This is a genomic window from Pseudomonas sp. Q1-7 (assembly GCF_028010285.1).
Lineage (GTDB): Bacteria > Pseudomonadota > Gammaproteobacteria > Pseudomonadales > Pseudomonadaceae > Metapseudomonas.
The window spans coordinates 950,450-972,411 of sequence record NZ_CP116304.1 but is presented as its reverse complement, the minus strand read 5'-3'; the positions used below and the strand labels follow the sequence as shown (position 1 = coordinate 972,411).

Below are 21,962 nucleotides of genomic sequence, written 5' to 3'. Positions count from 1 at the left end.
AATGACCACTCTCTATCGCGGCATGGACCGCGCAACGCTCGATGCGGCCTACGACAACACCGCAGCGGTCGAGGACTTCCCCGCCATCCTTGCCGACTTCCAATCCCGCAGCGCCCAGCTCTACGCCAGCACGACCTGCCGGCGCGACCTGCGCTACGGCGAGAATCCGGGGCAGCGCTATGACTGGATACCCTGCGGCAGAACCAATGCCCCCACCTTCGTCTTCATCCATGGCGGCTACTGGCAGGCCTGCGCCAAGGAAGATTTTGCCTTCATCGCTTCTGGGCCACTCGCCAACGGCTTCAACGTCGTCCTGGCGGAATACACCCTGGCGCCGCAAGCCTCCATGGGCCAGATCGTCAGCGAGATCGGCAACCTGCTCGACCATCTCGCAGCGGACCGCGATCGTCTCGGCTGTGCAGGCAGCCCATTGCTACTCAGTGGGCATTCGGCCGGCGGCCACCTGTCAGCCCAGCATCGCGCGCACCCGATGGTGAGCACCGCGCTGCCGATCAGCCCACTGGTGGACCTGGAACCGATCAGCCTGTCATGGCTCAACGAAAAACTGCACCTCACAACGGGCGAGATCCACGCCTACAGCCCACTGCGCCACATCGGCGCCGGCGCACCAACCCTGGTTGCCGTGGGCGCAGCGGAACTACCGGAACTCATCCGCCATGCGGATGACTATGCAATGGCATGCCAGGCCGCCGGTGAAGCCGCCTCGTTGATTCACGTACCGGTCTGCAACCACTTCTCCGTACTCGAGGACCTGGCGCAGGCGGATGGTGTGCTGTTGGGTGCCCTGGCCGAAATGGCCGGCCACTGAAACATGCGTAGAAGTGGCGGCATGGTTATGAATTTGTTAGAGTTCGCGCCCGCAGCCAGGGCCATGCGCCTGATGCTCGCAGAATTCTAAAGGCGGCCGGGGCTTACCAAAAATGAGCCCTGGCCACCCAATGAAAGCCGGCCACAAGCCGGCTTTTTTATTGCCCGAAGAAATCCAACAAGATCCAAGAGACCTAGTAAACACGGGCCTTACAGCTTAGCATCCGTCCCTGGACATCCAGTAACCATCCATAAAATCCATGACCAAGGTGTGGGTCAGAGTGTGGGTCTAGGGGTGTGGGTTAGAGAAGGAGCGAGCAATGGGCAAGCTGACCAGCAAGACAGTGGAGTCGATCGCCAAAGCTGCAACGCCAGGAAAAACCAATGATGGCGACGGTCTGTATTTCCAAGTATCCAAGAGCGGCGGCACAAGCTGGATCTTCCGCTACAAACTAGACGGCCGAGGCCGCGAAATGGGGCTAGGCCCCTTCCCTGCAGTCACACTCAGCCAAGCCCGACAGTTGGCCGCCGACCAACGCAAGCTCCTCGCTTCCGGAAGTGACCCACTCGCAACCCGCGACGCTGCGAAGGAAGCCAAGCGCGAGGCCCAACGCCAAGCCGCAGCACATCGCACGACGTTCGAGGATCTCGCTCGCGAATACCAACACGCACACGGCGGCAGTTGGTCTGAGAAATGGCGGAAAGGCTGGCTACGCAAACTGGAGCTCTACGCCTTCCCGACCATGGGCAAGCTATCTGCTGACATCATCAGTACCGAGCATGTGCTTGCTGCATTGCAACCCATCTGGGCAACCAAGACCCGTACTGCGGATGAAGTCCGCGGCCAGATCGAGCAAATACTGGATGCAGCCAAAGCTCGGCGCTTACGCGAGGGGGACAACCCTGCCCGCTGGCGCGGACACCTGGACAACCTACTGAGCAAAGCAGAAAAAAAGAAGGCCAGGCAGCGCCAGCATTTCCCAGCACTGCAATGGAAAGACACCCCGAAGCTGATAGCCACCCTGGCCAAAATCCAGACACGCGATGCAATCGCTACCAGGCTGCTGATTCTGACCGGTGCTCGTTACCACATGATGCAGCATGCTCAATGGCCTGAGTTTGACCTCGAAGCTGGCACCTGGGCACTTCCGGCTGAGCGCATGAAGATGCGAAAACCTTTCGTCATCCCACTGTCGCCTCAGGTAGTCGAGATGCTGAAGGAAACTAATAAGACTCATTCAACCTATCTTTTCCCTGGGCAAGGGAAAAGCGGCGTCATGCATGGCAACGCCGTACGCAACCTGCTGCACAAAATGGGGTATGCAGACATCACAAGACACGGTTTCCGATCCACCTTTCGGGACTGGGCAAACGAGTGCACTCACTACCCACGAGAGGTTTGCGAGCTTGCGCTTGCCCATGATGAACGCAACCAGACCGAGGCTGCCTACTCGCGCTCTGACCTTCTGGAGAAGCGCAGAGCACTGATGACTGACTGGGCAGAGTTCTGCATGAGCGGACAATGACTCGACGGTGATTAGCCCTCCCAGAACTACAACCGGACGGACTACATCGAGCGAAGGCGTCCAATGATGACCTGGTGGAGCGAGCACATTCAGGAAGCGGCTACCGGCAACCTGTCGGTGTCAGCTATCAAAGAAAATCGGGACAGAAAAGTCGTTTCAATACGCTGATCAACGGGTCACTACCGGCCAGAAGGGGGGCATTCGCTTTTTGGCCAAAGCCGTGATTGTCCGTCACGCCTTTGGCCTCTACCGCTCCAAATCAACGAATGGCGCGGGTTGGCGCATCGATGAGTTCTGGCTTCCCACCAGCGAGCGCTGGTGCCGTCGCGGCTACCACGTCGTGCGGGAACCCGAGGGTGATGGCGCTGGCGGCGTCCAGTCGTTCGAGCTGTGCCGACGTCAGCCGAACCTCTAGCGACGCAAGGTTGTCAGCGAGCTGTTCGGCTGTGCGTGGGCCGATGATCGGAAGTGTTCCCTTGGCGAGAACCCACGCAATGGCGACTTGTCCTGGTGAATGCCCTGTCTCTTCGGCGACTGCCAGCACAGCATCGACAGTCGAGGTCTTGCGCTGGTCGCTCTCGCCGTGGATGACCACTCCCAGCCCCTGCGCCCGCCCCGTTTCACCCTTGCGGTATTTGCCGGTGAGCAAACCGCCTCCCAGCGGTGACCAGCCGACCGTGCCCAGATTGAATCCGGCGGCCATCGGTAGTAGCTCACGCTCCGCCGACCTTTCCACCAGGCTGTACTCCAACTGCACGGCCGAGATGGGCGACCAGCCTCGCAACTCCGCCAGGGTAGCGGCGGTGGCCACCCGCCAGGCGGGGAAATCCGACAGGCCAGCGTAGAGAATCTTGCCGGAACGAATGAGGTCGTCGAGGCCACGAGCGATTTCGTCGATGGGGGTTACCCCGTCGGGCATGTGCACCCACAGCAGGTCGATGTGATCCGTTTTCAAGCGTTTCAGGCTGGCTTCGACCGAGCGAAGCATGGCCTTGCGGCTGTTGCCGGAGCGCTGGAGGCCAGCATCAGGCGAGTCGCCGAGGGAGAATTTGGTGGCCAGGATGATGTCGTCGCGGTCGGCGGCGATGAAGTCGCCAAGCATCGCTTCCGACTGACCAAATTGGTACTGATCGGCCGTATCGATGAAGTTGCCACCGGCTTCGCGGTAGCGGGTGTAGATCTGGCGGGCTTCTTCCTGGTCGGCGCCATAACCCCAGCCCTTGCCGAAGTTGCCAGTACCCAGGGCGAGTGAGGAAACCCGAAGGCCGGTATTGCCGAAGATGCGATAACGCATGACGTGTTCCTCCGCAGAGCAGGCCGTGCTCAACGGCCTGCAAGGATGTAGTTACTTGGACGTGCGCGCGATGAAGTCGGCGATGTACTCCGCTGACAGCTCCGGATACTGGTGCTGCGGGCCATGCCCGGCTTCGGGATAGAAAACGAATTGAGCGTTGCGCAGTTGGCCGATGAGCGGGAACCAGTTCTGGCCGGCGGTGCTGGTGTCATTGTCGCCACTGATAACCAGCATCGGTGTACGCGTCTGGGTCAGTCTAGCGCGGCGTCCCAGGGTGTCTTCGCCAAAGGCTTCGGCAGCCTTCAGGTAGACCAGGAACTGCTCCAGCTGCGAAGGAATCTTCGACACGACATCGGGGCGGGCGTAGATGCGTTCATGAGAGGCCTTGGCCGCCGCGCGACTGAATTCGGATTTTGGTTCGAAGAACAGCACTTCTTCGTCGTCCAGGTCGTTCACAGGCTTCATGGCGCGCTCGATGAACACCTGCTGGATCGGCAGTTGGCCCGGCCCTGGAGGATTGGTGCCTACCAGGATCGCATGGGTCACGCGCTCTGGCTGGTCGAGCAGCAAGGTCTGGGTGGTGAAACCACCCCACGACCAGCCCAGCATGGCGAATTTGTCCAGCTTGATGGCCGTGGTGAAGTCGTTAACGAAACTGGCGACCTGCCCCAGGTCGTCGGGTAGCGTGCCACTCGAGTATCCAACGCCCGGATAGTCGAAGGTAATGACGGTGTGTCGTTCGGCCAGCTTGTCCAGGAACAGCGGATCCCAGGTGTCGAGCGTCCCGCGCATGCGGTTGGCCAGGACGATGGGGCTGCCTGAGCCGATGGAGCGGTAGGCGATAGTGTTGCCATTGACCCCCACGTATTGATTTTCAGCAGTAGCGGCAGTCTGTTCGAAGGGTGTGGCATGCAGGGTGCTCATGATCATTTTTCCTGTAGCGAGATAGCGGTCGAAGTAGTGGGGCGGGCCGTCCTGCCTGGAGTCTGTTGCCGCTGATGCTGGCGCAGTAGTCATCCGATGGGGACTTTTTACGCCTCGCGTGGCGTTGCTTAAATAGCTACGATTGCAATCACAAGTTGCAAAAAAGCAATGCGATTGGCGCAACGCTTGCTCTGAGTGATGGCCCCATGAACTTCGACTGGAATGACATCCCCCTGCTGCTGAAGCTCGCCGAGTCCGGCAACATGGCCCAGACAGCACGCGAGCTAGGCTTGGTTACGTCCACCGTGAGCCGACGGGTCGCGGCGGCCGAGCAGGCGCTGGGCATCCGACTCTTCATCCGTGACAACACCGGTTACCAGCCGACCGCTGGCGGAAAAATTCTCTTGTCCCATGCCGACACCATCGTTGACCGTGTCAAGACGATGCTCCTGGAAAGCCAGGAGGAAGCACAGGCTATCTCCGGTGCGGTCAATATCACCGCAATCGACGTTCTGCTCAGTCATTGGCTGGTGCGTCATGTGCCTGCACTGTTGGCCAAGCATCCACGCCTTGAGTTGAACCTGATAGGAGATTTTCGTGAACTTTCGTTCACCCGGCGCGAAGCCGACCTCGCCCTTCGTCTCAACAGGCCCAGTGCAGACGCCGCCCTACGAATGCGCAAGATCGGGACGTTGGGTTTCGCGGTTTACGGCGCCAAGAACTTCTCCGGCGCCTCGCGCAAGGACTGGCCAGCCCTGCCTTGGCTGTCATTTCCAGATGAGATGGCCCGGTTGGCGGAGATGCAATGGTTGGCCAAGATCGGGCCGCTACAGAAAATACGACTGACCAGCATTTCAATGATTGCTAGCGCCTGCGAAGCAGGGATTGGGATCGCACTGCTTCCCTGCGTAGTGGGCGATCGCTTGGGGCTTGTCCGGTTACAACAGGAGCCAGAGTCACAGAGGGAGCTGTGGTTGCTCAGCCACAAGGATGCAGGTCAGGTAGCTCGGTTTCGCGCAGTTTCTCAATGGTTGAGCGAGCAGGCGGAGCAGGATTCGGCGCTGCTAGCCGGGAACGTTCAATAGGTTAGAAATGGCCGCTTTTTGGCCGATTTCTGCCCGTTGCATCAGGCAGAAATCGGCCGATTCTGTTGAAAAAGTAGCTGCCGCCTCATGCCCCCGGCAAAATCACGCGCTCAGTGGGTGTGGGGGCAGGCAGCATGATGGGGCAGTTACCGGGAGGGCAGGCGCGCCTGTTTTACTCGTTCAATCTGGAAGACCACGTCCCGCCCCAACACCTCCTGCGTCGCATCGATCAGTGCCTGGATCTCAGCGACCTGCGCGCCCACCTAGCCGACTTCCACAGTCCCATTGGGCGACCATCGATTGATCCGGAGTTGATGGTGCGCATGCTGGTCGTCGGCTACTGCTATGACATCCGCTCCGCATGGGACGACGCCATGTTTTGGTCGACAGGAAAGCAAGGCGAGGATCTTATGCCGCCCTCACCCCATGGCGCAGCAGCAGCGCTACGAAGAAGGCCTTTATTCTGGCAGGAGCTTCATCGCCCTGGAGCTCAACGCCTGCAAAGCGATAGACGTCGTACCCCGCCAGTTTTAGCTCGCGGTCGCCAGCCACCAGTTGTGCATACTTGCGGGTGTTCGCACGCTGCGAATTGTCTGAATAGTGCTGGATGCCGTCTACCTCGATGACCACCCGCCCGCCGGCGGGCAGCAGCATGAGGAAATCCATCCGATGATTGAGTAGCGCCTTGGCACCCCGTTCGGCCACGGTCTTCGGATCCCAGTGCAGCCAAACCTCGGGGAGCAGCGCCGGCAGCTCATGTACGGCCTGGCCGAAGCCACGGAAGAAGGCATCGAACAGCAGCCGCTGCGGCGGAGATGTACTCGGCAGACTCTGGAGCAAGCGGCGGTACAGCGAATTTTTGGCGCAGGTGGCGTCCGGCTCACCGGTCATCTCTGCCCACCAGTGCTGCAGTTCCCGCCAGCGCAGCCCGTCCGCGCCCAGCGGCCTGTCGTACACCAGCACCTCGTCCGGATTCGAGAGAATCTCGATGTCGTTCTCCAGCGAATCACTCAGTCGGATATCGGGCTTGGCGCGGGACGCGAAGATGATGTTCTTGGGCCGGCCGCGGGCCGCGCGCAGGGCCACCAGCCCAAAGACAGGATATCCTCCCGCCTCGGATATTTGTCGCAATTCGGCGCCGCAGGTGCGTAGCACCGCGTTCATGGCCTCAACGATGGCGAGCTGGGCATCGACATCCGTCTGCACGTCGGCCGAAGTCAGCCCCTCCAGCCATCGGCGAAACCGCTGCTCGGAGAGATCGAATACCGGCAGCCGCTCGAACAGCCATTCGACGTCGGCATCCTCTGGGTTGCGCACGAAATGTCGATGGATCTCCGCAAGGGCTCCTGTCTCAGTACCCAATATCAGCGCTTCCAGATCGTCGGGAATGACGAAAATGTCCCTGAGCAACTGCGCAAAGTGCCCCCAGTGGCGAAACAGGTCGTGGGTCTGCAGGGCTCTGGCCAGTTCCCGGCGATGCCGCTTGGGGACCACGATTACGGGCTCGACAGCCCACAGCAGGTCCTGAACCTGGTTGCGCACTGCGGGGGCGAGCAAACGCTGAGCCAGCAGCGCCTGGACGAGTCCGGAAATTTCCTCGTCGTCCAGCGCGTCGAAGGCCGCGTGCATGCGGTCGCGTTTTGACCCGGCGTCGTCGGGCACGGGTAGTCCGAGCTGCCGACAAAACTCAGGCATGCTCGTGTTCGTGCAATGGTCCTTCAGGTCACCCACTACCGGGCGAAGCATCTTCCTCAGGGCCGGGAAGTCCATGTTCTTGTCGCTCCGGGCCGAGTAGCCCACAGGTGGAGGAAGTCCCTTTCCGCAGGCCGGTCAGGCCGTCACCAAGCGCTTAAGGTTCTGTAGGATCGCTTTGGCCGTCTGTTCCGCCGTCAGACCATGTACCACGGCGATCTCGCCGACCGCCAGGGCCACCTGCGATGGGCGGATTGGGCTGCCATCGCGATGTACAAACGGACCATCCGTTTCGGTCAACAAGCGGTCCAGTGGCAAACTGGCGACTAGCTTCCGATGCTTGGGCGAACGCAGCATCTCCTCGTTGACCGAGAAGTAGCAGCCCATCTCCACCGCACGGCGCGCTTCTGCGGCCGAGCCGGTGAACCAGTGCAGGATCACCCTCCCCCGTTCGGGCGGCAGCGCCCGCTCGAGATGCCCCAGCACCTTCCCAGTTGTCCGCACGCTATGGATGCTCAGGATCTTGTCGCCTTGCTCCGCGCATGCGCGCAGGATGCGCTCGAACACACGTTCCTGAGCCTCGAAGCTGCTGTAAAAGCGAGGCCCCGCATCCAGCCCGATTTCCCCGACATACCGGGCATCGGGCAAGTAGCGCTCGAACAGGGGCAGCTCACCCGCCCGCTCAGCGACAAGCTGCGGGTGTAGCCCCAGCCCGACGCGAACGTAGGGTGAACGCTGGGTCAGCTCACGATTGCGCGACCAGGCCTTCGGCGTGGTGGTGACGGCGAGCGTCGCCACACGCTCGCGGTCACATTCGGCGATGAGCGCCTCGTGGTCGTTGTAGAGGTCGACATGGCAATGGAAGTCGACCCACAGTGGTGATGATTTTTGCATCGGTACGGTCATGTCAAAGAGGGCGCGCTTGCACACCCTGCAGCAGTCGCCCGACCTCGCTCAGCCCCCGCACGTATACGGCCTCATAGTCGGACAGCCTGCCGGGAAAATCGATCAGCGGGCCCGGCTGGTGAATGTCGAACCGCGCACGGCCAGGTCTACGCGCGAGCCGCGCCAGGGCGAGCTGGAACGAACGCACATGCTCCCCTTCCGCCTTGTTGGTATCCAGCACCTGCGCATGCAGGTCGGCAATGCGGTACGGCGTGTTGTCGCTACTAAAGGCCTCGTGCAAGGCGGCCCGACGAATCAGGCACGGCACACAACGACCGCAGTGCTTGGGCGAACGCTCGGCCGGGTCTGGGTCATAGCGTCGACTCAACGGAGACGAGCAGGACATCGTACTGCCGGCGGTGTGCTCGAGAAAGACCTGGTCTCGGCATTGCCTGGCCATTTCTCCCTTCGTCATGAAGGCGTACGGGTTCTCCAGCCGGGCCCGGATGCCGAGTCCGCGAAGGAGATCGTCGAAGCGCGCCATGTAATAGGGGTGTGTCGTCCGGGTGCTCAACGAGCCAACGCGCAGGGGGTCCAACGGCACGTTAAGCGAGATCAGGCCATTTTCCGGCACGTGGATGACCATGTCCCCGCCCACGGCATCCGCCGCCATTGCGGCAAGGGAGAAGAAGAGAAAGGATCGGCCGCGGAGTGTGTCTTCACCGCCGTTATCATCGACCATGTCGTTCGGGAAACCCACCCGAGCGCGGACATGTTCAAGGGGGCTGCCGAAGTGTGTGGTCAGGAGCTCCGCACAACTGGACTGGTACGAGCTGGTGAGCCCATCCCAATAGTGGCTGACCAGCAAAGGCGCCTGCCCGTCCGAGAGCAAGTCGATGGCCCCGATGAAACTGTCCAGCCCTCCAGAAAACAGACACACCGAGGTGGGATGAACCATGCGCAACTGCGTCTGCTCCGGTGCGAGTCCGCCTCCAAGGGTTGGGCGTGGACGGAAATGGACACCCCAGCGATCCCCGGTAAGGAAGTTCAGAAGCTTCACGATCAGCGGCGCAAGGCTGCTCCAGAGTTGCGGGTCAGCAACCGGGAGATGGACGTCGATTTCCCGGGTCCAGGAATCCTGAGCATCTTCGTCGCGTGAAATACGGGTGTCGGCGGCGGTCACCGCAGCCGCCAACAGAGCCAGATCCACGGATTTCTCTGAGGGAGTCAGGCCCAACTCGTTGAGGGCCTTCAGTGCCTGCCATAGGCCGAAGTTAAGGTGGCCATGTCCATCCAAGAAGTTGATCGTGGTCGGTTGCGTATCGAGACGGCTCGTGGTGACCAGGTTTGTATCCGTGGCTCCGAGCCTGGCAATGATGGAGTGATGTTTCACTCGGCTTCCTCCCCGGCAACAGCAATCAGGTCGAAGGCCGTCTCATAGATCTGGTTGACCTTCACTTCGATGTCGCGATCCGACAAGTTCGCAACCCCATCCAGGCGCCCCGCGAGCTGCCCCCGCGTCGCGCCCGATACGAAGTCATGCAACTGGTCCTGCATATGCTCCACCGCGGCCACATCGTCGGGCAGCGTAATTCCACGCCCACCCATGTCAGCCATGACCCGCCCCTCGATCGAATGGACAATGAAATCCAGGAACACGTCGTTCAGTTGCTCACGGGTCAGCGTATCGAAGCTGCCGACACCGGCATCGGCCATGTCTGCGATCGTTTCAACCATGGCCTGGCGGGCGATACCTTCGTCGACTGCGCCACCCGGCGGACAGATGAACTCCATCAGCGCCACGAAAACATCCGCGGCCGGCTGTCCAGCCAGATTGCCGAGGTTGAGCTGGCGTAGCGTCTGCTCGGGCCCCAACTGCTGGATATCGCGGACGATGCCGAGTATCCCCCTGGCCGCCACTTGGGACGACCCCATCCGGCGGCTAGCGCGCCGGGCACCGCCCGTACCGCTGCGTACATAGCTCGCCATGGCCCTACCCAGCGAACTGCTGCTCCCGGTATTGGCGAACCGCGAGAAGTTGCTGCGCGCCCCTCTGAAGGAGGTACCCGCCCCACCGATATCTGGCGGTCTTGGAGCCGCCGGCTGCTGCCCTGGTGCGCCCGGCGCCACAGGAGTGCCAGGCGCACCTGGCTGCGCCGGTTGAGACGGTGCGGATGCCGGTGCTACCGGCGGGCGAGGAACGGTAGGAGGCGGCGGATTGTCCACGAATGACGGAACCAGGCCGCTCGCGGGCCCTCCGTAGGCTTTGGAAGTACCCATCGTATCAACCCTGCCCCTGTAGCCTGAGAATGCCCTGCGCCGCAGTTTGCAGGGTTGTGTTTTCGGTCTGCTCCGCCCAGCCCCTCAATACGCCCTGGAATTCTGTGTCGAATGCGTCCTTGAAACAGGTAGTCCAGCTCGATGCCGCCCAGGCCCGGATCTTGTTGGTGGGCAACTCACGCACAAAGTCCAGCAGCCTGCGCTGGAGCTGCGGGTGTGCTTCGACCAGACGAACCAGGCCATCGATACCCTTCGGCTTCCTGGTAAAACTGTCCTCCTGGAGGATTCGGCTACGGATAGCCTCGAAGACCTCCTCTGGTTCCGCACCGGTGAGCTTGCCCAGTTCACCGCTCGCTGCGCGCACCATAATCAGGGGACCCATCAGCTTTTCGACGAGCTCTTCCAGGTGGCTGACGGCCACCGATCCCCCCAGGGAACTGCGCTTGTCACGGGTCACGAAGACATACGGACGCAGATCGACGCCAGCGAGCGCGGGCTCAATGGCAGCCCAGTCTTTCGCCCATTGGTGTTTCTCCCACTCAGTGACCTCTGGAGCTATCGCCTGCATGACCTTGCGCGTCTTCTTGGCCGTGGCCTCTTCGTCGTCTGCCTGCTCTACCTTGGCCTCGGCGCGAATCTGCGCCTCGAACTGGCGGATCGCCTCGGGCTTGCCATCTGGATGTCCCGCGGCCAACCGGGCGATCTGCTCGTAGAAGTCAGGATAAAAACGTTCGGCCAGCATGATCTTCGCCAGAATGGGGCGCTGGATGTCAGCCCCAAAGCCTCGCTCGTCCGCGATGGCATGGCGAAGCATCAGGGAATTGAGAAAGCGCTTGATCTGCCGCGGATTGCCGCGCGTGCCTTCGCTGAGAATCTTGGTCACATGCGCGCTGATTACCAGCGCCTGGTCGACCTCCGGCGGTACCGTCCCCCCCATGGTCTCCTCGACCGTCCTCCGGTCCAGGCCGCGACTCTTCCAGGGTCGCTGCATATCTTTACGCGCTTCGGCCAGCAGGTTCTCGAAGCGTTCATCAGTCGACCCCAAGGCGTTCTCGGCGAGTAGCAGGGTCACGTACACGCGGGTTTCGGCCACGCCCAGTGCAGGAATGCGGAACGGGACCTGGATCAGTTTCTCAAGATAGTTGCGGGCGTAAGACACCGGCCCGACGCTCTGGGGCAGATCGGGGAAGTGCTCTCGCACGGCATACTCGATCATCATCTCGTCGGCGCCGATGACAAACGCCGTCCGCTCGACAAATAGGAACAGCCGGATGGCCTCCAGAGTGGCAATCGCCGTCTTCGGCAGACAGCGGTCCAGGTCATCGACGATGACCACCAGCTTGTCCACGTCCGCTGCGTCGAGCAGTGCCTTGAACTCCGCACGGAAGGCGTGAATATGCTCGGGAAGGTGGTCGGCGGAGTCGTCTGCGTCCTTGAGAAAATCGCCCGCTTTTTCGGCGAAAGACTTGATGTCCTCGGCCGAGACACTCTCCTGCGGCTTGGCCAGGAACCCGGACGCAAATTCATAGGCGCCCTTGAGCTGATCCAAGGTGGGGATCCCGGTAAAGGCCGTGAGCGCGAACCCTCCGGTTTTTCGGGCAAGCTTGAGCCAGTCGACGCGCTTGAGGACCTTCTTCGCCGCATCGGCCACCTTCTTGGATGTGGGCCTGGCACGGCGCAGCTCATCGACAATCGTCTCGATGACAACGGTCTTGGCGTCCTCGAACCCTTCGAAGGTCCAGCCGTTGAACCACAGACACAGCGTCCGGTCGTTGCCCTCGAACGAGGCCTCCAGCATTTTCAGCACACTGGATTTTCCCGCCCCCCAATCCCCGTGTACGCCGATGGTGATCGGAGTTTCCGGGGTTTTCCCGATTAGCTTCACCACCGTCTTGGCGATCGCTTCGTAGTACAGCAGATCGGTCGCCGTTTCCTGATCGTTCAAAAACATGCGGTTCCCTCCCAGGCCAGCGTGCACTGTATCCTTTCTCCCCAGCAGGTTGCCTAACTGAAGGGAAAAATCCCTATAAAACAATCTGGCCGACCGGTATGGGTTAACTGCAGCCCGTTACGGCATTGATGGACTGCTCTCAAACAAAGTCTTTTCGATTCGAAAAATTCTCAGACCTACATAACCGCAATGACATCACCACCAAGGAGGTTAGCCCCCATGTCATTGCAGTGCCCTCGCTGTCACTCCCCCAAAGTCGCTTCCTTCCATCACGCCATGAAAGTCGGCGCCGCCATTGGCACCGTAGGCGGTGTAGCCCGTGGCGTTAGCGCTGCCCTGGCAGGTGGCCAGGCTGGCGCAGCTATCGGCGCCTTCGCTGGCCCTGTCGGTATCACCCTCGGTTCGGTATCCGGTGCCATCCTCGGCGGCCTGGCCGGTGGGGTTGGCGGCTGCGCGCTCGGGGCTCAGCTCGGCGAGTCGCTCGACCGCCACGTCCTGGCCCACAACCTCTGCCTGCTCTGCGGTCATCGCTTCAACCTGCCGGCCTGATCCGGCCCGTTCTCTCCTCTTATTTCAATCGTCCGGTCGGTGCTGCGCCTGGCGCGGCGCTTTATGCCGGCCTGCACCCAAAGGAATCGTTCACATGGCACATCTCGTCGAAACCATGGCCTACGCCGGCGCTACTCCGTGGCATGGCCTGGGCAATCAGCTCACCCAGAAACAGCCCATCGAAGTCTGGCAACGCGAAGCCGGCATGGACTGGCAGATCCTCGAAAGCCCCGTGCATTTCAAATCAGAGGTCACGGGCCACCTGGGCGCAATCCACTCCTTCCCCGAACAGAAGGTGCTCTTCCGTTCGGACACCAAGGCACCGCTGTCGGTGGTCTCCCAGCGCTATCACACCGTGCAGCCGCGCGAAGTGCTCGAGTTCTACCGGGACCTGACCGAAGTCTCCGGCTACGAGATGGAAACCGCTGGTGTGCTCAAGGGCGGACGCAAGTTCTGGGCGCTGGCGCGTACCGGGCAGGGCTCCGAGCTCAAGGGCAACGATCAGGTCAACGGCTACCTGCTGCTCGCCACCTCCTGCGACGGCACCCTGGCCACCACGGCAACGCCTACTACCGTGCGCGTAGTCTGTAATAACACCCTGACCATCGCCCTGGACGGCACCAGTCGCGCGATCAAGGTGCCGCACAACACCCGCTTCGATCCGAAGGCGGTGAAGAAGCAACTTGGTATCGCCGTCTCGCAATGGGATGACTTTATGTACCGCATGCGCGCTCTGGCTGAGCGCAAGGTGCAGTGGCATGAGGCACTGGGCTTCTTCATGAACGTGATGTGCGAGACCAGCCCGACCGGCGCGCTGCCGGAGCAACTGCCGAACGAGCGCGCCCTGCGCAAGGTTCAGGAGCTGTACGAAGGCCGTGGTCGCGGTAGCCAGCTGGACTCGGCGCGCGGTACCGCCTGGGGCCTGCTCAACGCCGTGACCGAGTACGTCGACCACGAGCGCCGTGCGCGCAGCAACGAATACCGCATGGACTCGGCCTGGTTCGGTCAGGGCGCACAGATCAAGCAACGTGCTCTGGATGCCGCGCTGCAGCTCGCTGCTTAACCCTCAATTACATCAATCCTCGCGCCCGGTCAGCCTTGTGCTGGTCGGGCGTTTTTATGTCTGCAGGTGAATACCATGAAAGCAACGTCATTGAACGGCAGCACCGGCAAGAAACGCCCTGCTCTGCGCCTGGTCAGCACCAAGGAGCTGCCGCGCGAGGACTGGCTGCAGATCCGCAAGCAGGGCATTGGCAGTTCGGACGCTGCAGCTGCAGTGGGACTGAATCCGTACAAGTCGCAGCTGGAACTGTGGTTGGAGAAGACCGGGCGCGATACGGGGATGCCGAAGGCCGATCCTCACGATGAGGAAAGCCCGATGTACTGGGGCAACGTCCTGGAGCCCATCGTGGCCTGGCATTACAGCAAGCGCACGAAGAACAAGGTCCGCCGCATCAACGCCGTGCTGCAGCATCCCGATCCCGAGCTGTCCTGGATGCTGGCCAACATCGACCGCGAGGTGATCGGGGCCGACGATGTGCAGATCCTCGAATGCAAGACCACCGGCATAAACGGCGCACGCCTCTGGAAGGAAGGCGTGCCTGAATATGTGCAGTTGCAGGTCATGCACCAGCTAGCGGTCACCGGCAAGCAGGCAGCAGATGTCGCCGTGCTGCTGGGCGGCCAGACGCTGGAGATCCACCGTATCGAACGCGACGAGCAGATGATCGCTCGCCTGATCGAGCTGGAGCGCAAGTTCTGGCAGTACGTGGAGACCGACACGCCACCGCCGGCCGATGGCAGCGCCTCTGCGGAAGCAGCGCTGCGTTGCCTCTATCCGGAGGACAACGGCCAGGTCGTCGACTTCAGCAGTCATGCTGGGCTAACCGCTGCCTACATCGAGCTCAAGGCTGTACGCCAGTCGATTGCCGACAAGGAAAAGCGCGAGGCCGAACTCAAGCAGATGCTACAGCAGGCCATGGGCGATGCCAGTCGAGCGGAGTTCTCCAGCGGCTATGTCTCCTGGCGCAAGGCCAAGGACAGCATCGGTCTCGATGTCGCTCAACTGCTCCAGGACAAGCCCTACCTGCAGGCCAAGTACCCGCTGCTGAAACCCGGCGCGCGGCGTTTTCTGGTCGGCTGATTTCAACCTCTCTCAACCAATCCCTCCCCTTGGCCAGTCCGCGCAGTTCGCGCTGCGTGGCTGGCCTTTTTTCGTTTCCAGGAGAACCATCATGCTCAAAGGTCTGGCTATCACACCGCCGGTGCTCGGCCGCATCTCCATCGGTAAGGTCGTCGAGAAGAACGGCAAGCGCCTGCCGGAGAAGGATGACCAGTTCACCATCACGTCCCAGGTACAGGGCAAGGACGGCTGGCTGCTGCATCCGCTCAACGACGAGCTGCGTCAGGGCAAGGACGACAAGCTGCGCAGCATTCCGGTACGCCTGCTGTTCAACGAGCCGGACCTGAATTTCCGCGCCGACTACACCCTGTTCGACCGGCAGTCCGGACGGCCGCTGTGCGTGGGCAATGGCGAGACCTGTAAACGGGCCACCCAGGACGGCATGCAGTCGCTGCCCTGCCCTTCGCCCGATGCCTGTCCGCTGGCCAAGGGTGGCGCGTGCAAGCCCTACGGCCGGCTGAACGTGGTCATCGGAGATGACGACCCGCTAGGCAGCTTCGTGTTCCGCACCACCGGCTTCAACAGCATCCGCACCCTGGCGGCTCGTCTGCACTACTTCCAGGCCATCTCCGGCAACCGCCTGGCCTGCCTGCCGCTGGAACTGCGCCTGCGCGGCAAGTCGACCCGGCAGAGCCACGGCACGCCGATCTTCTACGTCGACCTCACGGTACGCTCCGGCATGAACATGGCCGAAGCGCTGCAGCAGGCGAGCGAACTCGATGCGCAACGACAGGCAGCAGGCTTCGACCAAGCAGCACTGGATGAAGCAGCCCGCCGGGGTTTCAGCAATGGAGCATTCGAAGACAGCGAAGAGGATGGCGGCGCCGTAATCGAGGAGTTTTATCCAGCGATGGATGATCGGCCCATGCGGTCGAGGGCCACAATCCATCCTCTATCCACTCTGGCTGAAAAGCTAGAGCACTCAGCGAGACAGCACGACCAGCAAAGGCATCTTATCGAAGCAGCGCATTCGACTACTTCCGAAATGGCAAGCACGACTCTGGAAGTCACGTCATGAGTGTCGTGCGCTTCTTAGGGCTGCTGCTCGCGTTCATCGGCGTGCTCGCTAGCTGTGTGGTCGTTGTCATGCTGCTGTTGCTCATGCTGCGGTTCTGGCCGGTGCTACTCGTGGGCGTTATGGCCATTGCGCTGTTCGGCTGGCTCATGGAACACAGCGGCATCCACGTCAGCACTCGCGACTGATACAGCATCGACAGGCGACTGCTCTGCCGCCTGTCCACCCCATTCCCCTCGCCTTAACCTTTCATCCAACAGGAGTCCTTATGGTCACGCGCTGCCTGATCTGTAACTCTTCCGTTGTTCTGTCCAAGGATGCCGCTATCGCCATCGCTCGCCTGATTGGCACCCTGGACGGTTTCCTGCAAGGCGTTCAGCAGTCCACCGCCAAGCGGCAAGCAATAGCATCCGACGCGGATGCAGCACTGCGCCCTCTAGAACGTGCCTTCAATTTGATGGTCGACGGCCTCGCTGGCGCGGCGTGCAGCTGGGCCAATACCAGCGACTTCATCCGCGACGTCAGGAAGCATCAGTTCATGGAGTACGACTGTCTCTGCCTTCGTTGCGGAGCGAAATACGATGAACAGCCCCGCTGAAATGCTCCTCAGCGGCGCCCCAACCGCTCGCTCAGACGCTCCACCATCTCGACGACCAACTGACGATCAGTCTGATCCAACTCGCTCAGCAATTGGCTGAGTCGACTGGCTTGGTCATCGGGGCGAGGACTGACCTCATTGAGCAGGTCCGACGCCTTGCACTGAAAGATCGACGCAAAGTCGAACAACCGGCCGATGTTTGGAATGACGAGCCCCCGCTCGATACGGGAAACCGCTTCGTTACCAATCCCCAACCGCTCGGCTACTTCTTCCTGTGTCATCTCACAACGCAGGCGCTGCTTGGCGATGGCACGCCCCATCGCTTCCGCCAGAGATTTTTGATTCGCTTCTACCATGACGCCTCCACCAGTCAACCTGGATGGTTGGGCATCGACTCGTTGACATGAAGGACGTCACAAGTTGAGAATCAACTCATAAAGATGAAAATCGACTTACCAAGCACTCTGGACGGTCTGCTTATTCAATCAACACAAGGAAATACTTGGATGGACAAGAAACACTCTTTGGCCTTACTGCTCGGCTGGGTGGTCGGCTGCAGTGCACTGAACGCAACCGCTTGGCAACTGAATGAAGTTCAAGAATGTCCCACCAGTTCCCAAAACGAAAACTGGCTGGACTGCACCTCTGAAGAAACTCCCGCTCGACTTCCATACCGAATGGATGATGGAAGCACCCAAGTATTACCCAGCCGAGTAACTGCCATCTGCAAACAAGGTGTCTGCGAATTCCACGAACAAAGCAGCAGCGGTATCTTCTACTCCACCAACGAATACGCAGGCCAAGTCCAGCAATCCAATTACACCCCCATACTTCTTCATCGCGGCTACTACCTTGGTAATGCAGCAGATGGTCGTATCGTTGCGTACATGAAGGGGAGTGGACCTGAAGCTGGAGGGGAAACCGCCCCGGCTTTAGCAGTGAAAGAAAAAGCTAGCAGTTCCGATACGGATACTTGCGTCGACAAATGGATCTCTGCTTTCCGCAAGGAGAATGGTGAAGAAGCCCTGATTCACTACAGCTTCTTTGATGAATGGGAAGGCTGGTGCGCAGAAGGGAAGCAGCCCTAACACAAAGCCCCGAAAACCTTAATCAGCTATGCTTTGGGCACCACCGTCACCCCGAACTGCTCCGCCACTCTGATTAAACAGAATGGCGGGGATCAATATAATTCCAGATAACGGACAAACCATGGAAGTCAATGTATACACACTAGAAGAAATTTCCAACAGCCAACTATTAGATAAAATAAAGAAAAGAGAGAGCTTCGTCATACAGAGAGTTGATCCAATGAGGTTCTCATCAGCCATTGATCTCATAGAAAAAACCATTGACGGGCAAGGGCTAAAATTCAGAACCTACACAATAGGACGAGTCGCAACAGCAGGAGCGACTATCTTCGGTGGCGTTACAGGAGCTCTAGGTTTACTCTCAGGGATTGCAATTGCTGCCCACAACATCGTTACATGGAACCCTGACTACGAAATAGGAAAGAGCATATTCAACGCAAGCATCTACGTCACCTATAAAAAATAAGCCTCTCTGTCCCGCCCGTCCCTCCCAGCATAAATGTGCTTCGACGCTGGGAGTTCCAAGGCTCATGTGACTGGCCCGAAGTCCACATCTCTACCGGTAATACATCCTGCAGAAACAAAAAATTAAGAGCCATATGCAGGGATCATTACAGTTGCCAAACCAGACTCATGAAAGCCAAGCAGCAGATGAGACCTAGGCATGCCGACACAAAAAGCCGATTTTTCCAGGTTGGCGCAAAAGTCGGCGTCACCCATGGATACGGCGTAGTAAAAGATCAGCGCCTTCTCCGAATCGGTGAACAGCGCTTTGTACATCTCCACCAACTCGTCCTGCCCCTCCAGCGCCTGATACAGGAACGAAAGAGTCAGTCGTACTCCAGCGATATAATGCTGCAGTTCCTCGCCATTCTCCCTCCAGAAGTCTACGAAGCAGATTTTCACAGCGACCAAGTCCGTGGCCAGCGGCCGAGTGTCCACAACGTTGTGCTGCTCTCCGTAGCGAACACCGTCCTTAAAGCATTTCTTTAACCTAGACCGGAACACTCTCATACAGTCACGCCCAACCGTCCGGTGTTTGTTCATGTCAATCAAGTCGATCGACGCCACCACAGCCATATGGGTGTCGAGCATCTTGTAGAAGGTCGCGATTGCGGATTGCCGCTTGAATTGCGCAACCTGGGCATCGAGCGCCGAAGCTGACCGCGCAAGCTCCTTGCGGGTTTCGCTCAGCTCCTCCTTCTGCAGCACAATCGTGATCAGCAGACCAAAGAAGGTCAAGAACGTCAAAATCGGGTTTACGACGCCGCCGAAGAAGTCCCCGAAGATGCCATGCCAGGCGGAGTTAGCATCAGCATTTTTCGTCAAATAAAGATCAATCAGAAATGCTGCCAGTACCAAGATGACCGCAAGCACAAACAGGCGGTACAGCTTCGAGAGCCCTAAGTCCTCCCCCGGGGAGACCATTGACTCAAACCAACGATAAGGCGCTCCGCCGATCTTCCTCGCCCAGTCAAACATGCTGCCCTTCCTTGCGAAAAGCCGGCATCTTGCTATGCCTTGTCCTCGGCGTAAATGGACACACTGATGATCGCGCAGCCCCAGCGTCGTTTGCCGTTGAACAGTGCCGCCAGGTTCCCACTGACCTGAGGGCTGAGCATCTACACTACGCGGCCCCGCCACCAAACACAGTAGCAATGGCCCCAAGGAAGGTGCTTTCAACGACCGAGGGAGGCGTCAGAATTATCCGAAGGGGGACGAAAGTATGTCGAAGCAACAGCTCCGGGTAGCAACACATTGAGATGAACTCGCCCACGGAGCTTCCAAAAAAAAGCAGCTTTGGGAATCACTGCCCCCACTCTTCGCATGTAAAGACTGCCACCAACCCCGACCATGAAAACTCTGCACACGCCCTGCTTCGACTACGCTCTGTTGGCCACTGTGACTGGTGGCCCTGGATTGCTTAGGGCAAAGGAGACTTCAAATGAGCTTGATTAAAGAGCAGCAGTTGGAGGGCAGTAAAAGGCGGACTCCCGAGGTACTGAAAAATATCAATGTAAAACAGGGTCTTGAATTCACTCCTGCCCACCTCTTGCGGGTGATTGATCCGGATGTGAGAAATTCCTTTCTATTCGCCGGCGGGGCCAAGCCGTCTGGAATAGAGTTTGAGCGAATTCTTGGCGCCAATGACCTAGTGGATGAGTTCTTCTTTGAACGCGCCTTGCTGGTGGGCAAACCCATCTGCCGCATTGCGGTCAGGCATGATTCGGGCGCGATCCGGGGGTGGGCAACCGGCTTCATGGTGTCCCCTCGCCTGATGCTGACCAACCACCATGTATTCGCCACACCGGAGGATGCTGCTCCGAGCCTGGCCGAGTTCAACTATCGACTGGGGGTGGCGGGCGAACCCGAGAAGTCGTACCGCTTCAAACTGCGCCCAGATCAGTTCTTCCTTTCCGATGAAGGGCTGGATTTCGCGATGGTGGCGGTTGAGCCGGTCTCTCTGGACGGGGCAGTTGGACTGTCGTCCTTTGGCTATCATCGGCTTCTGGCCCGCAGCGGCAAAGTGGTACCGAAAGAATGGCTCAGCATCGTTCAGCATCCCGGCGGCGCCTACCGTCAGTGGGCCATCAGGGAAAATCAGTGCATTGATGCGACTGATCCCAACTTCATCTGGTACATGAGCGACACCGCTCCCGGCTCAAGCGGCGCACCAGTGCTCAACGACAGCTTCCAGGTGGTGGCGCTTCACCACTCCGGAAAGGCTCAGCAGGACACCCAAGGCAGATTCGTGCTCAAGGACGGCAGCACCCGGGACTCCCTGGATGGCGTAGCAGAAGAATCAATCGTCTGGATTGCTAACGAAGGCGTTCGGATCAGCAGCATCTGCGCATACTTCCTGAATGCTGCACCGGCGGGCGAGTTTCTCACGGAGCTGAAAGCGGCAATGGAGGGCGGCGATGTGCTGTCCGCTGCATACAGTAGAAGCCATACAGAGATAGCCTCTGCTACTGCCCCCCATGCTCCCATCAGCATTGCTCAGGGACGCCTGGAGCTCGGCACGCTAGTCCTGGAACTCAAAGGCCGGGCACCCGAGCTGTCTGCCCTCTCCGCTGCAGTACTGGACAGTGGCGCTCTTGAAGCGTTCAGGGAGCCCATCGTCGACCGCGATTATGTGACGCGGGCGGGTTTCAATGCCGATTTTCTGGAGCTTCCCACGCCGCTGCCGGAGGTGATCGACAAAGACAAGGTTGTGAAGATGAAAGGCTCCAGCGAGTACGTGATCCCCTATGAGCACTTCAGCGTTGTCCTACATGCTGAAAGAAAGCTGGCCCTCTACACCGCCTCAAATGTCGACTGGAACGAAACAGCCAAGAATCCCGAACCTGGCCTGGCCTACTCGAGAAAATCACTCGGCGGGCTGGGGAAAAACGACCAGGAGAAATGGCTGCTGGACCCTCGAGTTCCGGAAGAGAATCAGGTTCCAGACAAGTTCTATACGAACGACAACAAAGCATTCGATAAAGGCCACCTGGTACGCCGAGACGATGTGTGCTGGGGAAGCACCTATGCTGAAGTGCAGCGCGCAAATGGCGACACGTATCACGTCACCAACTGCTCACCGCAGGTGAAGGGCTTTAACCAGGCTGCCGAGTCCGGCGTATGGGGGCAGCTCGAAAACCATATCGGCAAGCAGGCAAAGGCCGAGAGGCTGTGCATCTTTGCCGGCCCCGTGCTCAGCGACAGTGACAAGGTCTTCGCAGGTACCGAGGATGTCCGGATTCCCGTCAGGTACTGGAAAGTGATCTGCGCGGTTAGCGACGGTCAGTTGCAGGTCTTCCCCTTCCTTTTGGAGCAGGACCTGTCATCCGTGCCCTTGGAGTTCAGCATCACACCGGAATGGAGGACTCGGCTGGTAAGCCTGAATGATCTTGAAGGATTGATTGGGCTGCTGGCCTTTCCAGGGGTCTATCACGACGCGGACCGGAGCAGGCACCCTGACAGTGCCAATGCTCAGGCTATCGAGGAACAGGTCGTGTGAACAGGCCGCGATGGCGGTGATCCCATCAAAAGCCAGGCCATGCCTGGCTTTTTTTGCCGCGT

Annotated in this window: 21 protein-coding genes and 2 pseudogenes; 14 read left to right on the top strand and 9 right to left on the bottom strand. The window is 59.7% G+C overall.

Going from position 1 to position 21,962, the window contains the following annotated elements:
- The first annotated feature begins 1 nt into the window (after position 1).
- From PJW05_RS04470 to PJW05_RS04460, 3 genes and pseudogenes are all read left to right on the top strand, one after another.
- Positions 2-829 carry an alpha/beta hydrolase gene (locus PJW05_RS04470; RefSeq protein ID WP_271410539.1) on the top strand — a complete coding sequence of 276 codons (828 nt, stop codon included), beginning with the start codon at positions 2-4 and terminating at the stop codon, positions 827-829.
- Positions 830-1,148: 319 nt separating this feature from the next.
- Positions 1,149-2,354 (top strand): tyrosine-type recombinase/integrase, encoded by a 1,206-nt coding sequence (locus PJW05_RS04465; protein WP_271410538.1) that lies wholly within the window; start codon positions 1,149-1,151, stop codon positions 2,352-2,354.
- A 27-nt stretch (positions 2,355-2,381) separates the two neighbouring features.
- Positions 2,382-2,522: pseudogene (locus PJW05_RS04460) on the top strand (integrase); the annotation flags it as partial.
- Between the two features lie 91 nt (positions 2,523-2,613).
- Here the strand turns inward: PJW05_RS04460 and PJW05_RS04455 are convergent.
- Both PJW05_RS04455 and PJW05_RS04450 read right to left on the bottom strand, forming a co-directional pair.
- Positions 2,614-3,648 (bottom strand): aldo/keto reductase, encoded by a 1,035-nt coding sequence (locus PJW05_RS04455; protein WP_271410537.1) that lies wholly within the window; start codon positions 3,646-3,648, stop codon positions 2,614-2,616.
- Between the two features lie 51 nt (positions 3,649-3,699).
- Positions 3,700-4,572 carry an alpha/beta fold hydrolase gene (locus PJW05_RS04450; protein WP_271410536.1) on the bottom strand — a complete coding sequence of 291 codons (873 nt, stop codon included), beginning with the start codon at positions 4,570-4,572 and terminating at the stop codon, positions 3,700-3,702.
- Between the two features lie 206 nt (positions 4,573-4,778).
- Between PJW05_RS04450 and PJW05_RS04445 the strand changes: the two genes are divergently transcribed.
- Both PJW05_RS04445 and PJW05_RS04440 read left to right on the top strand, forming a co-directional pair.
- Complete coding sequence (locus PJW05_RS04445; RefSeq protein ID WP_271410535.1) at positions 4,779-5,657, top strand: LysR family transcriptional regulator; 879 nt, start codon at positions 4,779-4,781, stop codon at positions 5,655-5,657.
- A 134-nt stretch (positions 5,658-5,791) separates the two neighbouring features.
- A pseudogene (locus PJW05_RS04440) lies at positions 5,792-6,016 on the top strand (transposase); the annotation flags it as partial.
- 49 nt (positions 6,017-6,065) lie between these two features.
- On the opposite strand, the gene PJW05_RS04435 reads toward PJW05_RS04440, so the two are convergent.
- From PJW05_RS04435 to qatA, 5 genes are all read right to left on the bottom strand, one after another.
- Positions 6,066-7,427, bottom strand: coding sequence for a hypothetical protein (locus PJW05_RS04435; RefSeq protein ID WP_271410534.1), 1,362 nt, complete (start codon positions 7,425-7,427; stop codon positions 6,066-6,068).
- Positions 7,428-7,487: 60 nt separating this feature from the next.
- Positions 7,488-8,255, bottom strand: coding sequence for a Qat anti-phage system TatD family nuclease QatD (gene qatD, locus PJW05_RS04430; protein ID WP_271410533.1), 768 nt, complete (start codon positions 8,253-8,255; stop codon positions 7,488-7,490).
- A 1-nt stretch (position 8,256) separates the two neighbouring features.
- On the bottom strand, positions 8,257-9,627 hold the full coding sequence (gene qatC, locus PJW05_RS04425; RefSeq protein WP_271410532.1) for a Qat anti-phage system QueC-like protein QatC: 1,371 nt from the start codon (positions 9,625-9,627) through the stop codon (positions 8,257-8,259).
- Positions 9,624-10,223, bottom strand: coding sequence for a Qat anti-phage system associated protein QatB (gene qatB / locus PJW05_RS04420; RefSeq protein WP_171960496.1), 600 nt, complete (start codon positions 10,221-10,223; stop codon positions 9,624-9,626). The genes qatC and qatB overlap by 4 nt, the downstream gene beginning before the upstream one ends.
- A 295-nt stretch (positions 10,224-10,518) precedes the next feature.
- On the bottom strand, positions 10,519-12,465 hold the full coding sequence (gene qatA / locus PJW05_RS04415) for a Qat anti-phage system ATPase QatA (protein WP_271410531.1): 1,947 nt from the start codon (positions 12,463-12,465) through the stop codon (positions 10,519-10,521).
- Between the two features lie 219 nt (positions 12,466-12,684).
- Here qatA and PJW05_RS04410 point away from each other — a divergent pair, with 219 nt between their 5' ends.
- The 6 genes from PJW05_RS04410 to PJW05_RS04385 all read left to right on the top strand — a co-directional run bounded on the left by PJW05_RS04410 (position 12,685) and on the right by PJW05_RS04385 (position 16,809).
- Complete coding sequence (locus PJW05_RS04410; protein ID WP_023094888.1) at positions 12,685-13,014, top strand: hypothetical protein; 330 nt, start codon at positions 12,685-12,687, stop codon at positions 13,012-13,014.
- Positions 13,015-13,108: 94 nt separating this feature from the next.
- The gene (locus PJW05_RS04405; protein WP_271410530.1) at positions 13,109-14,077 is read left to right on the top strand and encodes a DUF932 domain-containing protein; all 969 of its coding nucleotides are present in this window, start codon (positions 13,109-13,111) and stop codon (positions 14,075-14,077) included.
- Between the two features lie 75 nt (positions 14,078-14,152).
- Positions 14,153-15,157 (top strand): YqaJ viral recombinase family nuclease, encoded by a 1,005-nt coding sequence (locus PJW05_RS04400; protein ID WP_271410529.1) that lies wholly within the window; start codon positions 14,153-14,155, stop codon positions 15,155-15,157.
- Between the two features lie 91 nt (positions 15,158-15,248).
- A complete protein-coding gene (locus PJW05_RS04395) occupies positions 15,249-16,214 on the top strand; it encodes a recombination directionality factor (RefSeq protein WP_271410528.1) in 966 nt (321 codons plus the stop codon).
- The gene (locus tag PJW05_RS04390; protein WP_271410527.1) at positions 16,211-16,399 is read left to right on the top strand and encodes a hypothetical protein; all 189 of its coding nucleotides are present in this window, start codon (positions 16,211-16,213) and stop codon (positions 16,397-16,399) included. Before PJW05_RS04395 ends, PJW05_RS04390 begins: the two co-directional genes overlap by 4 nt.
- Positions 16,400-16,479: 80 nt before the next feature.
- The gene (locus tag PJW05_RS04385; protein WP_271410526.1) at positions 16,480-16,809 is read left to right on the top strand and encodes a hypothetical protein; all 330 of its coding nucleotides are present in this window, start codon (positions 16,480-16,482) and stop codon (positions 16,807-16,809) included.
- A gap of 8 nt (positions 16,810-16,817) precedes the next feature.
- Here PJW05_RS04385 and PJW05_RS04380 read toward each other — a convergent pair whose 3' ends face one another.
- Positions 16,818-17,165 (bottom strand): helix-turn-helix domain-containing protein, encoded by a 348-nt coding sequence (locus tag PJW05_RS04380; protein ID WP_271410525.1) that lies wholly within the window; start codon positions 17,163-17,165, stop codon positions 16,818-16,820.
- A gap of 150 nt (positions 17,166-17,315) precedes the next feature.
- On the opposite strand from PJW05_RS04380, the gene PJW05_RS04375 reads away from it, so the two are divergent.
- Complete coding sequence (locus PJW05_RS04375) at positions 17,316-17,897, top strand: hypothetical protein (RefSeq protein ID WP_271410524.1); 582 nt, start codon at positions 17,316-17,318, stop codon at positions 17,895-17,897.
- A gap of 121 nt (positions 17,898-18,018) precedes the next feature.
- Entirely contained in the window at positions 18,019-18,363 is a 345-nt protein-coding gene (locus PJW05_RS04370) for a hypothetical protein (RefSeq protein ID WP_271410523.1), read from the top strand.
- Between the two features lie 122 nt (positions 18,364-18,485).
- Here PJW05_RS04370 and PJW05_RS04365 read toward each other — a convergent pair whose 3' ends face one another.
- On the bottom strand, positions 18,486-19,379 hold the full coding sequence (locus PJW05_RS04365; protein WP_271410522.1) for a hypothetical protein: 894 nt from the start codon (positions 19,377-19,379) through the stop codon (positions 18,486-18,488).
- 463 nt (positions 19,380-19,842) lie between these two features.
- Here PJW05_RS04365 and PJW05_RS04360 point away from each other — a divergent pair, with 463 nt between their 5' ends.
- Positions 19,843-21,900, top strand: a complete 2,058-nt coding sequence (locus tag PJW05_RS04360; protein WP_271410521.1) for a DNA/RNA non-specific endonuclease — start codon at positions 19,843-19,845, stop codon at positions 21,898-21,900.
- Positions 21,901-21,962 lie beyond the last annotated feature (62 nt).